The sequence below is a fragment of the Campylobacter concisus genome (genome assembly GCF_003049065.1).
Lineage (GTDB): Bacteria > Campylobacterota > Campylobacteria > Campylobacterales > Campylobacteraceae > Campylobacter_A > Campylobacter_A concisus_BE.
Genome location: NZ_PISC01000002.1, coordinates 35,072 through 47,750, shown reverse-complemented (window position 1 = coordinate 47,750; position 12,679 = coordinate 35,072). Strand labels below are relative to the sequence as shown.

General features: G+C 42.1%; 11 protein-coding genes. 10 read left to right on the top strand and 1 reads right to left on the bottom strand.

The features are described 5' to 3' along the window. The 10 genes from fliF to CVS81_RS01890 all read left to right on the top strand — a co-directional run bounded on the left by fliF (position 1) and on the right by CVS81_RS01890 (position 11,881). A complete protein-coding gene (gene fliF / locus CVS81_RS01935) occupies positions 1-1,698 on the top strand; it encodes a flagellar basal-body MS-ring/collar protein FliF (protein ID WP_103597392.1) in 1,698 nt (565 codons plus the stop codon). Further along, positions 1,698-2,729, top strand: a complete 1,032-nt coding sequence (gene fliG / locus CVS81_RS01930) for a flagellar motor switch protein FliG (protein WP_012001435.1) — start codon at positions 1,698-1,700, stop codon at positions 2,727-2,729. Before fliF ends, fliG begins: the two co-directional genes overlap by 1 nt. Then, positions 2,726-3,598 (top strand): flagellar assembly protein FliH, encoded by an 873-nt coding sequence (fliH, locus tag CVS81_RS01925; protein ID WP_107964921.1) that lies wholly within the window; start codon positions 2,726-2,728, stop codon positions 3,596-3,598. Before fliG ends, fliH begins: the two co-directional genes overlap by 4 nt. Further along, complete coding sequence (gene dxs, locus CVS81_RS01920; protein WP_107964920.1) at positions 3,591-5,417, top strand: 1-deoxy-D-xylulose-5-phosphate synthase; 1,827 nt, start codon at positions 3,591-3,593, stop codon at positions 5,415-5,417. The genes fliH and dxs overlap by 8 nt, the downstream gene beginning before the upstream one ends. A gap of 71 nt (positions 5,418-5,488) precedes the next feature. Continuing rightward, on the top strand, positions 5,489-5,899 hold the full coding sequence (locus CVS81_RS01915) for a Fur family transcriptional regulator (protein WP_009294652.1): 411 nt from the start codon (positions 5,489-5,491) through the stop codon (positions 5,897-5,899). Positions 5,900-6,037: 138 nt separating this feature from the next. Then, entirely contained in the window at positions 6,038-7,444 is a 1,407-nt protein-coding gene (locus tag CVS81_RS01910; protein ID WP_234399505.1) for a CHAD domain-containing protein, read from the top strand. A gap of 13 nt (positions 7,445-7,457) precedes the next feature. Continuing rightward, positions 7,458-8,180, top strand: coding sequence for a bifunctional demethylmenaquinone methyltransferase/2-methoxy-6-polyprenyl-1,4-benzoquinol methylase UbiE (gene ubiE, locus CVS81_RS01905; protein WP_107964919.1), 723 nt, complete (start codon positions 7,458-7,460; stop codon positions 8,178-8,180). Beyond that, entirely contained in the window at positions 8,173-9,339 is a 1,167-nt protein-coding gene (gene xseA / locus CVS81_RS01900) for an exodeoxyribonuclease VII large subunit (RefSeq protein WP_107964918.1), read from the top strand. The genes ubiE and xseA overlap by 8 nt, the downstream gene beginning before the upstream one ends. A 2-nt stretch (positions 9,340-9,341) precedes the next feature. After that, entirely contained in the window at positions 9,342-10,421 is a 1,080-nt protein-coding gene (serC, locus tag CVS81_RS01895; protein WP_103581985.1) for a phosphoserine transaminase, read from the top strand. Next, positions 10,421-11,881, top strand: coding sequence for a class I SAM-dependent methyltransferase (locus CVS81_RS01890; RefSeq protein ID WP_107964917.1), 1,461 nt, complete (start codon positions 10,421-10,423; stop codon positions 11,879-11,881). Before serC ends, CVS81_RS01890 begins: the two co-directional genes overlap by 1 nt. A gap of 27 nt (positions 11,882-11,908) precedes the next feature. Here the strand turns inward: CVS81_RS01890 and CVS81_RS01885 are convergent, their stop codons facing one another. Continuing rightward, positions 11,909-12,649: a sulfite exporter TauE/SafE family protein gene (locus CVS81_RS01885; protein WP_021083601.1), complete on the bottom strand. Its 741-nt coding sequence runs from the start codon at positions 12,647-12,649 to the stop codon at positions 11,909-11,911. Positions 12,650-12,679 lie beyond the last annotated feature (30 nt).

The window sequence follows — 12,679 nt, the reverse complement described above, 5'->3', positions numbered from 1 at the left end:
ATGGATTTTAAGGCATTACTTCATCAAATAAGTCAAATTTATCAAAAGCTTTCACTAAAACAAAAGATCGTCGCAGGCAGCTCGATCGTCTTAGTTGTGGCTTTTTTGGTATTTTTAACGCTTTACAAAAGCAAAAGTGATAGCTTTGCAGGATATAGCGTCCTTTTTGAAAATATCAGCCCAAGCGACTCAGCCTTAATAGTCGATCAGCTAAATAAAGATGGCATCAAGTATAAACTAGCAAATGAAGGCACAATACTGGTGCCAACTAGCGATGTATATAAAGAGAGGATCGCGGTTGCAACACTTGGCATACCAAAAGAGAGCAAGATCGGCTTTGAAATTTTTGACAAGCAAGAATTTGGCGCAACAGACGCCGAGCAAAGGGTTAAATTTCAAAGAGCGCTTGAGGGCGAGCTAGCTAGAACGATAGAGAGTCTATCGTCTATCCAAAAAGCGACCGTAAGAATAGCCATACCAAAAGAGAGTGTCTTTACTGAAAGGCAAGCACTGCCAACGGCCTCGATCGTGGTTGAGCTAAAGCCAGGCGTTAGTCTAAATGCGAAGCAAATTTTTGGCATTAAAAACCTAGTCGCCGCCTCTGTTACAAATTTAAGCACAGAAAATGTAAAGATTGTAAATCAAGATGGCGTTGCACTTGGCGATGAAGATGGCGAGTTTGATAGTGATGCCATAGCTCAGCAGATCCGCTATAAGCGCGAGTTTGAAAATAATTACGAGCAAAAGATCGTAAATGTGCTAGCTCCTATCGTGGGTGGGGCAGATAAGGTCGTAGCAAAGGTAAATATCGACTTTGACTTTGATAAAAAAGATACGAAAAGCGAGGTTTATGACCCAAATAACGTCGTAAGAAGCGAGAGCAACATCGAAGAAAAGCGTCAAGGCTCAGCTCCAAATGAAGTGGGCGGCGTACCTGGTGCGGTTAGTAATATAGGCCCTGTTCAAGGGCTAGATGACAGCACTTTAAAAGAGCAGTACAACAAAAGCTCGCAGCAGACAAACTATGAAATTTCAAAGAAAGTGACAAACGTCAAAGGGCAGTTTGCTAGCATAAACAGAGTGAGCGCAGCTGTCGTTATAGACGGACTTTATCAAAGCAAAAAGGATAAAGACGGCAAGCCAACTGGCGAGCTTGAATTTGCCCCGCTTACCAAAGAGCAAAGAGAATCAATCACAAATTTAATCAAGCAATCAATCGGCTATAATCAAAATAGAGGCGATGAGGTAAGCTTAGATAACTTCGAGTTTAAAACTGGCAAAGATGTCAGCACTGGCGAGAAGATGGATGGCTTTATGAACAACTACGTGATGCCTTTCTTGCCGCTACTTAAATACATCTTTGCAGCGCTGCTACTTTATATCTTCTATAAAAAAGTCATCGTGCCATTTATGCAAAAGATGCTTGAAGAGACGAAAGAAGAAGAGGAGCAAGCCCAGGACGATCTTGAAGATATCGAGGTGGATGCTGAAGATACGCTTGAGAAATTTAAAGCCGCTCGTAAGAAAGTCGAGGAGCAGCTTGGTCTTAGCGGTGAATTTAACGAAGACGAGCTAAAATACGACGTCCTTCTTGAAAAGATGAAGATAGTAGTCACCGAGCGAAGTGAGGAAATTTCAAATTTACTCCAAGATATGGTTAAAAATGATAGTGACTTTAACATGCGTAAGGAAATTTGATGTCTATAAAACTAACCGATAAGCAAAAGATGATATATGACGATCTTTCGATGCCAGAAAAGATCGCTATTTTATTAATTCAACTTGGCGAAGAGGCGACAGCTCTTATATTTTCTCACATGGATGTTGATGTCATCACTGAAATTTCAGGCTACATAGCAACTGCAAAAAATATAGACAAGCAAGTTGCAGGCGCTATTTTAGAAGAATTTTACGCTCTAATGCAGTCAAATCAATATATGAGAAGTGGCGGCTTAGAGTATGCAAAAGAAATTTTATACCGCACATTTGGTCCAGAGGCTGCTCAGAAAATTTTAGACAAGCTTGCAAAAAGTATGGAAAACTCAAAAAGCTTTGGCTATCTTGATAAGATAAAGCCACAGCAACTCGCAGACTTCATCGTAAAAGAGCACCCTCAAACTATCGCGCTAATCCTAGCCCACATGGACTCAACAAGCGCTGCCGAGACGCTAAGCTTCTTCTCAGATGAGCTAAGAAGCGAGGTCGTGATCAGGATGGCAAATCTTGGCGAGATCAGCCCATCAGTCATTAAGCGTGTCTCAACCGTGCTTGAGGGCAAACTAGAAAGCCTCACATCTTACAAGGTCGAGGTTGGCGGTCCAAGAGCTGTGGCAGAAGTGCTTAACAGACTTGGTCAAAAAGCTAGCAAAAGCACGATCGAGCGCATCGAGCAAAGCGACGACAAGCTTGCTACAACGATCAAAGAGCTTATGTTTACCTTTGAAGATATTATCAATCTTAACGCAACTGCGATTAGAGAAATTCTCAAAAATGTCGATAAAAAGGACCTTATGGTTGCATTTAAGGGTTCAAGCGATGGCATTAAAGATAAATTTTTATCAAATATGTCTCAGCGTGCAGCCGAAGCCTTTAAAGAGGAGATGCAATACCTTGGCGCTGTTCGTGTAAAAGATGTTGAAGAGGCACAAAGACGCATCGTTGAGGTCGTCCAAGGTCTAGCTGATCAAGGTGTCTTCCAAGTTGGTGAAGCAGATGAGATGATAGAATGAAAAGTAGCGTGATAACAAGTGAGACCTCGCCGGCTCACTTTATAGAAAATTATAGATTTAAGGTACTTGGGAGCAATGAAAGAGCCCAAGATAGCGCACCTGTTTTGATAGAAGAGAACAACCTTAGTGAAGAGCTAAATGAGCAAAATTTAGAGCAAGGTGGTGAAAATTTCACGCCGCAAAACCAGCCAGTTCATCAAATGCAATCAAACATGCAAAATCACTTTGCACCTCAGCCTCAAAACAGCCAAGCCCACCAGCCTGGATTTGACTCTAGCTTTGTCGAGGAGCTACTTAAAAAGACAGATGAGCTAAGCAGCAATATCATCAAGCTTCAAATGCAAATAGAAAATCAAGAGAGTGAATTTGCAAAGCGACTTGAAGCTGAGATCGCCCGTGCAAAAGAGGATGGCAAAAACGAAGGCATCGCTCAAACAAACGCTGCAAACGAGGCAAAGATAAAGGAGCTTGAGGCTAAATTTAGCGCTTCAGCTGCAAAGCTAGATGAGCAGTACGCTAAATTTGATGAGTTTTTGAAAAAGAGCGAAGAAGAGCTTGGACAAACTGCGATAAAGATCGCCAAAGAGGTGATGGAAAAAGAGGTCTCAACGGCTTCTAGCCAGATCGCTCACCATTTAGCTGGCTCGCTCATTAAAGAGTTAAGCGACGTAAAAAACATAGAAATTCGCGTAAATCCTGAAGATAGCGACTATCTAAAAGAGCAGTTTAGTAAAAACGAACGCGTAAAAGTAAGCGCTGATGATGCCATAAGCAAGGGCGGCGTGGTGATAATAAGCGAGGGCGGAAATATCGATGCGACTATGCAAACAAGGCTTGAGAAGCTAAAAATGCTGGTAAATAATGAATAAAGATCTTAAAAGCCTAAATGTCGATGAGCTAAACGCGCTTTGCCACGACATCAGAGATAAAATTCTATCCACCGTTAGTAAAAATGGCGGCCATCTTAGCTCAAACATCGGTGCAGTCGAGATCATCGTTGCGATGCATAAAATTTTTGACGTTACAAAAGATCCATTTATCTTTGACGTGAGCCATCAAAGCTACGCGCATAAGCTACTAACTGGGCGCTGGGATAGCTTTGATACGCTTAGAAAATTTAATGGTATCAGCGGCTACACAAAGCCAAGCGAGAGCAAATTTGACTACTTTGTAGCAGGCCATAGCTCAACGTCTATTTCGCTTGCAGTTGGCGCTGCAAAGGCGATCAAACTAAAAAATGAAGAGCGCTTGCCAGTAGCTGTCATAGGCGACGGCTCGCTAAGTGGTGGCATGGCATACGAGGCGCTAAATGAGCTTGGGGACAGAAAATATCCTTGCGTCATCATCCTAAATGACAACGAAATGAGCATAAGTAAGCCAATAGGCGCTCTTAGCAAGTATCTAAGCCAGATGATGGCTGGGCAGTTTTATCAAAAATTTAAAGGCAGGGTCGAGCGCTTTTTAAGCTATATGCCAGACTCTGCAGCCTACATGGCTAGACGCATGGAGGAGGGCATCAGGCTCATCACTCCTGGTATGTTTTTTGAAGAGCTTGGACTTGAGTATATAGGCCCAGTCGATGGCCACGACCTTTCAGCGCTTCTTAGCACATTTGAAACTGCCAAAAACATGAAAAAACCAGTCATCGTGCATGTGCAGACGCTAAAGGGTAAAGGGTATGAATTTGCCGAGGGCTATTATGAAAATTGGCACGGAGTTGGGCCGTTTGATCTAAAAAGTGGCGAATTTATAAAAAGACAGTCAAACAAGTCAGCCACGGCGATCTTTAGCGAGCAGCTTTTAAAGATGGCAAGAGAGCACAGTGACATCGTTGGCGTAACGGCTGCGATGCCAACAGGCACTGGCATGGACGCGCTCATACATGAGTTTCCAGACCGCTTTTGGGACGTGGCGATAGCCGAGCAACACGCAGTCACCTCGATGTCAGCCATGGCAAAAGAGGGCTTTAAGCCATTTGTCGCGATATACTCGACCTTTATGCAAAGGGCATACGATCAGGTCATTCACGACGCTTCTATACTAAATTTAAACATCACATTTGCGATGGATAGAGCAGGCATCGTGGGCGAAGACGGCGAAACGCATCAGGGCGCTTTTGATATTAGCTTTTTAAACGCTGTGCCAAACATGGTTCTTTTTGCTCCAAGGTGCGAAGAGAGTATGAAAAATGTTATGGAATTTGCCTACTCTTACAAAGGTGTTAGCGCGTTTAGATATCCGCGTGGGGCGTTTATCTTAAGAGATGAGTTTAAAGCTAAACCGCTTGAATTTGCCAAGGGTGAAATTTTGGCTGACGCAAAGAGTGAGACCGCATTTTTAGGCTATGGCAACGGCGTTGGCAGGGCAAATTTGGTTAGAAATTTACTAGCTGGCAAGCTTGAAGCTATCCTTGTTGATCTAGTCTTTGTAAAGCCACTTGATAGAGAGCTTTTATGTGAGCTAGCAAAACGCACCAAAAAGTGGTACATCTTTAGTGATAGCGCCAAAAAAGGCGGCGTTGGCGAGATCGTAAGTGCCTTTTTGCAAGAAAATGGCATATCAAATGTAAGCGTTGTTAGCTTTGAGTATGATGATAAATTTATTCAGCATGGCTCGACAGCTGAGGTTGAAAAGAGCCTTGGCATAAGCGCTGAGCAAATTACCCAAAAATTACTAGAAAATAATTAATATCATTTAATAAAGAAACGTTTAATATTACTTTTGCTAGCATAAAGCAAAAATTTGTATAGGGGAAAATTATGCAATATGTATCGTTGCTAAAACAGTCTGGGCTTAAAGTAACGCCGCAGCGTCTTAGCGTTTTGAGAATTCTTGATCGTCACACACATCCAACGATCGATGAGCTTTATGATGAAATTTTGAAAGAAAATCCATCAGTTTCGCTCGCAACTGTTTATAAAAACCTAAACACTCTAAAAGACGAGGGGTTGGTGGTTGAAGTAAATATCGTCAATCAAAAGGCGAGATACGACATCTACGAGCATCCGCACATCCACGTGGTTTGCGAAAACTGCGGTAGCGTCGAGGATATGAGCTATGATGACTCAGAGCTTGGCAAATACCAAGAAGCGCTTGAAAAAAAGATCGGTAACATCATCGAGCGCCTAAATATCGTTGCTAGCGTAAAAAGCTGTAAACACTGCCGATAAGGCAAAATTTATGTTGCATTATGCAACATAAATTTTTATTTTTCTTCATAAAACACTTCAAACAAGCCTGAAATTAGCTTTTTCTCATTATTTTAAGCACTAACTCGCTAAAATAAGCAAAAAATTTCGGAGAAAAATGTGGGTTTGGAGATAGAGCGTAAATTTTTACTCAAAAATTCTCAAATTCTAGATTTTCTAAAAGAGGCTGGACTAGTTTTTAAGCACCTTGAAATTTCTCAGTTTTACACCAAGATCACGCAAAATGAAGAGATCCGCTTCAGAAGCGAAGAGGGTAAATTTATAAAAACGATCAAGGTTGGCAAAGATCTTATAAGAGAAGAAAATGAGGAATTTTGCGAAAAGGCGGAGTTTAAAAAGGCTCTAAAAAACCGCATCGGGCGGGTAATCACAAAAGATAGATACATTTTTCGGCTAAATAATAACCCTTGTAACATCGACGTTTTTAAAGATAGCTTAAATGGACTTTGCACATTTGAGATCGAATTTAGTAATGAAAACGAGGCTGTATATTTTAAACTACCACCATTTTTGGAGCAGTTTTGTAAGGCCGATGTCACCTGCGATAAAAGATATAAAAACAAATTTCTTGCCATTCACGCAAACGAAAATGAACAAATCGACTACAAAAGGGCTTACTCTGTCTTTAAAAATAAAGAAATTTCGCCAAATTTTGCTGCAAATTTAAAAAGCGGTGAGGCGCTAAGGGCTTTGTTTTTAAGCATCTTTAAAGAGATAAAGAGACTAAAGAGCGAATATCTGCAAGATCACGATGAAGAAATTTTACATAGTCTGCGAGTAAATTTAAGAAAAGTTAGGTCGCTACTTAAAATTTTTAACGGCGTTTTTGATGAGAAAGTGACGCTCTTTTTTGGAGAGAATTTTAAAATTTTGGCAAACTCAACCAACAAAAAACGAGACCTGGACATATTTTTAGGCTTTTTAAGCGAGCAAAAGCATGCAAATGAGCTAATTTACTTTGTGCAAAAGGCTCTAAATTTAGAGTATGAAAACGTTAAAAGCTACCTAGGCGATGAGGAAAACTACGCATTTTTAAAAGAGTGGGAGATATTTTTAAACGAGGGCGAGTTTTATAGATCAAAGCTCTTTGACGTTAGTCTTTCGCGCCTTGGCTCGTTTAAGCTAAGAACGCTTCTAGTTTTGGCTCAAAAAAGGCTAAAAAGCCTAGATCAAGACTGCCCAAATGAGAGCTTTCACAAGATCAGGATCGAGCTTAAAAAGGTGAGATATACTTACGAGTTTTTGAGTGAGATTTTTTATTTTGACGGGCTTAAAAAATATGAAGAGCGGCTAAAAGATATGCAAGAGATCTTTGGTGCGCTTCAAGACTATGATGTCTGGCTTGGCATCTTAGAGCGCTTGCCAGAGGCTGCTGGCAAAGAAAAGCTAGAGAGTAAAATCTACAAACAAATTTACAAAACCAGAGAAGAGATATTAAAAAAGCGGCTTAAATTTATAAAAGCAACTCGCAAGATCTCGCGAAATTTAAAAATTTACTACATATAAAGGTCTAAAATTTATGCAAAAACAAGAAAAAATAGTTGATATGTTTAACCAGATCGCTCCTACGTATGACGTGGCAAACAGGGTGCTAAGCCTTGGCGTGGATGTGAGCTGGAGGAAATTTGCCTGCAGATATATGCTAGAAATTTTTAAAAATAAAAGCATAAATATCGTGGATGTGGCTTGCGGCACTGGCGATATGATGGGGCTTTGGAGCGAAATTTCAAAAGAATTTGGCGTAGAGGTGAAAAGCCTAACTGGCATCGACCCATCAAGCGGCATGCTAAAAGAGGCGAGGGCGAAATTTCCAAATTTTAAATTTATAGAAGCCTACGCTGACAACACTACGCTTGCAAGCGGTGAGGCTCAAATTTTAAGCATAAGCTACGGCATCAGAAATGTGGTCGAGCGAAAGGCTGCGCTTAGGGAGTTTAACAGGGTCTTGGCTGATGGCGGCTACGTCGTCGTGTTAGAGTTTACAAAGCGCCAAAAAAAGGGCTTTATAACTGCGCTAAGAGATTTTTACCTAAGTAAGATTTTGCCAAGTATCGGCGGCTTTATCTCAAAAAACAAAGAGGCGTACGAGTATCTGCCAAGCTCGATCGAAAATTTCTTGGACGCAAAGAGCTTTTGTGATGAGCTAGTTGATGCTGGCTTTGAGATAGAGCTTTGCAAGGGCTTTAGCATGGACATCTCGACGCTATTTATCGCTAAAAAGGTCAAAGAGATCGATGCTTAGCGTATCTGAGCTAAACGAAAAAGCAAAGGCGCTGCTTGAAGCGACACTTGACTACGTCGAGGTAAGTGGGGAAATTTCGCGCCTTACTAAGCATGCCTCTGGGCACTGGTACTTCACGCTAAAGGACGAAAAGTCAAGCATCTCAGCTGTGATGTACCGCATGAATAACCAAAAGGTGAAATTCTTGCCAAAAGAGGGTTTGAAGGTCAAAATTTATGGCAAAGTGACCATTTATTCGCCAAGTGGGTCGTATCAGCTAGTAGCTAGTGCGATGCTGCCTGATGGTGAGGGCGAGCTTGAGCTTGCGTTTAGGCAGCTTAAAGAAAAGCTCGAAAACGAGGGGCTTTTTGACATCGGCGCAAAAAAAGAGATACCAAATTTACCTAAGAAAATAGCCCTTGTCACAAGCGCCACTTCAGCTGCACTTCAAGATATGCTAAAGGTGGTAAGAAGCCGCTGGAGGCTAAGTGAAATTTATATATTTGACGCGCTAACTCAGGGCGAAAGTGCTCCAAGCTCGCTTATAAAAGCCTTACGCAGAGCCGATAAATACGGCGTCGATGTGATCGTTTTGGCTCGTGGAGGTGGCAGCAAAGAGGATCTTTGGTGCTTTAACGACGAGGGCCTAGCGCGTGAAATTTACGCTACAAAAACGCCAGTCATAAGCGCTATCGGACACGAGATCGACTACGTTATAAGTGACTTTGTGGCAGACCGCAGATCGCTTACGCCAAGTGCAGCCATGCTTGATCTTTTGCCTGATGAAGAGGCGTTTTTCCAGTATCTTGATAGGCTCAGCGACGATCTTGATAGCGCATTAAATTTAAAGATCACAAAGAAGCAAAATTTATTAAATTTACTACTTTCTAAATTTTCATCAAACGCTCTAAAAGCTAGGATCGAGCTAAAATTTAGCGAGGTGGCAAACAAGCAAAACGCCCTAACAAACGCCGTGCAAAGAAAGCTCTTGCTTCTTGGCTCAGCTCTTGGCTCGCTTGAGAAGGCTTATGAGATGAGAGAGCTCTTTTTTGAGAGCACAAAAGGGCTTATCGAGGTTAGAAAAGATGGCAAGAGAGCCGATCTTAGGGATTTAAATTTGAATGATGAGATCGAGCTTATCTCGCAAAATACACATAAAAAAGCAATTATCAAGGAGTAAAAATGAGTAGAAAAATCAACTTTAGCGCAGGCCCAAGCGCGATACCATTAGACGTTTTAGAGCACGCAAAGGCCGAATTTACTGACTACAGAGGCGAGGGCTACTCGATCATGGAGATCAGCCACAGAAGCAAGACCTTTGAGGAGATCCATTTTGGCGCGATGGAGAAGATAAGAAAGCTTTACGGCATCGGCGATGAGTATGAAATTTTATTTTTGCAAGGCGGCGCACACTTGCAATTTAGCATGATACCGATGAATTTATATCAAGGTGGCAGGGCTGAATATGCAAACACCGGTGTTTGGACAAACAAAGCGATCAAAGAGGCAAAAGTACTTGGCGTAAATGTGGATGTCGTAGCAAGCAGCGAGGATGAAAATTTCTCTTACATCCCTGAGTTTAAATTTAGCGATGACGCCGACTATGCCTACATCTGCTCAAACAACACGATTTATGGCACGCAGTATAAGGCTATGCCAAAGACCAAATCGCCCCTTGTTGTCGATGCTTCGAGCGACTTTTTCGCTAGACCGCTTGATTTTAGCAGTATCGGTTTGCTTTACGGCGGCGCTCAGAAAAATGCAGGCCCAAGCGGCGTGACTATCGTCATTTTAAGAAAAGACCTAGTTGATCGCGTGAGCAGCCAAAACGTCCCTATGTTTTTGCGCTACAAAACGCACGTAGAGGCAAACTCACTTTACAACACACCGCCAACTTTTGGAATTTATCTTTTAAATTTAACCATGCAGCACCTGCTAGATCTTGGCGGACTTGCTGAGGTTGAGAAGATAAACGCCAAAAAAGCAAGCACGCTTTATAGCATCATAGACAGCTCAAATGGCTTTTACGTGGGGCACGCTAAAAAATCAAGTAGGTCAGATATGAACGTGAGCTTTACGATACCAAAAGATCATGCGCTTGAGCCGGTTTTCGTCGAAGAAGCGCTAAAAGAGGGCATGCTAGGGCTAAAAGGTCACAGACATCTTGGCGGCATAAGAGCCTCTATTTACAACGCCGTTAGCCAAAGCGACGTTGAGAAACTTGGCGAGTTCATGAGAGAATTTGCCAGAAAGCACGGCTGATGAACAAGGCAAAAAAAGCTTACGACGAAATTCCTTATTTCTCAGCTGCATTTAGCGACTGCTCGCCTGTTAGGATAGAGGCGGTTGCTAAATTTCTGGGCTTAAAGGCGGCAAATTTAAAAGATGCCAGAGTGCTAGAGCTTGGCTCGTCATACGGTGGCAATATCTTGCCATTTGCAGCTTCTCACAAAGAGGCAAAGGTAGTTGGCATCGACATCTCAAGCCACCAAGTAGAAGAGGGCAACAAGATCGCAAAGAAGATGAAATTAGAAAATTTTACCCTTCTTGAGCGTGACTTTTTGCACATGAATGAGCACGATATCAAAGAGCTTGGCGAGTTTGACTACATCATCGCTCACGGCGTTTATAGCTGGGTGAGCCCAAACGTAAGAGACGCGCTACTTGCAACGATAAAGGCGCTACTTAGCAAAGATGGCATCGCCTACGTCTCTTATAACACCTACCCAGGTTGGAAGAGCCTTGATATCTTAAGGGACTTCATGCTCTTTGCGAGCGCAAATAGGGGCGATAAAGAGTCGCTACCTCACGTCAAAGAGGAGCTAAATTTCTTGCAGGATTATTTGAAATTTAGCCTGCAAAACCAAAGCGACGTTGTCTATAAAGATAGCATGAAGCTACTTTTAACGCAGCTAAATTTCTTACAAGGCATCATCGCAAAGGGGAGTGATTATTACATTTTGCACGATTTCTTGGAGGCTAGCAACGAGCCAACATACTTTCATAAATTTGCCAAGCACATCGATAAACACGGACTTTGCTACGTCATAGACGCCTCGCTAAACGATATCTTTGCAAGCTCGACTGGGATCTACCGCTTTGACGCGCACATCGAGCAAAGCTACAACACTCGCATCAAAAAAGAGCAGCTAAATGACTTTTTGTTTAATAGATCCTTTAGAAAGAGCCTCATCGCGCACAAAGAAAGGCTTGGTGGCGCTGATGACTTTGACGCGGTGCTTGGAGAGAGCGAGCTTGATAGGGTTTATTTTGTATATTTTAGCGAGCAGCCAAGGACAAAAACGCAAGAAATTTTAAGCAAAGCCTATCCGCAAAGTCTAAATTTAAGTGAAGTAAAGGCTGCACTTGGCGAGAGCGAGGGCGAAGCATTTATGGGGCTACTTGAAATTTTAAATGATCAAAACACTAAAATTTCATCTTCAAAGCTTGCTGCACTTGCTTATGAGCCTAAAAAAACTAGGCTAAAACCTAGAGCTGCAGCCTATCTTGGGTATTTTTTGGAGGCTAGCTCGCCAGTCATATCTTTAGCAAATGAGCTAAATGGCAAGCTAAACTTAAGCGTTGAAGAGATCAGAGCTGCATTGAAATTTGACGGCAAAGCCAGCCTTAAAGAGATCGCAAAGGGCGTAAATTTAAGCGAAGATGAGCTAAAAGAGCTTGCTTTTAAACTAAGTGAAGCTTACTTTTTTGAAGAAATTTAAAAAGAGCGTGGCAATTTAGCCATGCTCTTACTCAAAAAACATATCTTTTAATATCAAACATATCATCGCTATGTAAAAGAGTAAAAACCATTTTTTAAGTGTTTTTTTGTCGGTATTTTGCGTCTTTTTGGTGCCAAAGTATGCGCCTATTAGCGAGCCAAGACCTAAAAATGTGCCCTCAGCGTATGAGATGTGACCATTTAGTGAGAGTGAGATGAAGCCGGCAATGGCTGCAAACATAACGAAAAATACGCCCATAGAAACGGCTTTTTTCAGCTCATAACGCAAAAAGCCAACCAAGATAGGAGCGATAAAGACGCCTCCGCCGATGCCGATGCTAATGGCAAAAACGCCAACAAAAACGCCAACTAAAAATAGCAAAAAGAGCGAATTATTCGCATTTGAGCCGTCACTATTTGGTGAAAAGTATAGTTTTATAAGCGAAAAGACAAATGTCGCAAGTAGCATAGACTCAAGCAAAAGTGCTGGCGCGTGCGATACGATGATGCCACTAAAGCTGGCTCCAACCAAGCCTCCAAGCCCCAAAAAGACGCCGCGATTTAGCTTTAAAAGCCCAGCCTTGTAGTTTAGATACGAGCCAAATGTCGCACTAAAGATCATCTGCATGACGCTTATGCCAATGGCTGTTTTCACGTCGTAACCAAAGGCGACCATTATAGGAACGACGACCGTGCCGCCACCGATGCCAAAAAACCCGGCGATGTAACCAACGCCGATACCGATTATAAATAGTTCTACAAAAAGCATTTTTTCTCCCTCGACTGGTGCGAATTTTAG

Coding starts and splice junctions, on each gene's coding strand:
- CVS81_RS01915 (WP_009294652.1), top strand. CDS start 5,489: ATGCAATATGTATCGTTGCTAAAACAGTCTGGGCTTAAAGTAACGCCG.
- CVS81_RS01885 (WP_021083601.1), bottom strand. CDS start 12,649: ATGCTTTTTGTAGAACTATTTATAATCGGTATCGGCGTTGGTTACATC.
- fliG (WP_012001435.1), top strand. CDS start 1,698: ATGTCTATAAAACTAACCGATAAGCAAAAGATGATATATGACGATCTT.
- xseA (WP_107964918.1), top strand. CDS start 8,173: ATGCTTAGCGTATCTGAGCTAAACGAAAAAGCAAAGGCGCTGCTTGAA.
- fliH (WP_107964921.1), top strand. CDS start 2,726: ATGAAAAGTAGCGTGATAACAAGTGAGACCTCGCCGGCTCACTTTATA.
- CVS81_RS01890 (WP_107964917.1), top strand. CDS start 10,421: ATGAACAAGGCAAAAAAAGCTTACGACGAAATTCCTTATTTCTCAGCT.
- ubiE (WP_107964919.1), top strand. CDS start 7,458: ATGCAAAAACAAGAAAAAATAGTTGATATGTTTAACCAGATCGCTCCT.
- serC (WP_103581985.1), top strand. CDS start 9,342: ATGAGTAGAAAAATCAACTTTAGCGCAGGCCCAAGCGCGATACCATTA.
- dxs (WP_107964920.1), top strand. CDS start 3,591: ATGAATAAAGATCTTAAAAGCCTAAATGTCGATGAGCTAAACGCGCTT.
- fliF (WP_103597392.1), top strand. CDS start 1: ATGGATTTTAAGGCATTACTTCATCAAATAAGTCAAATTTATCAAAAG.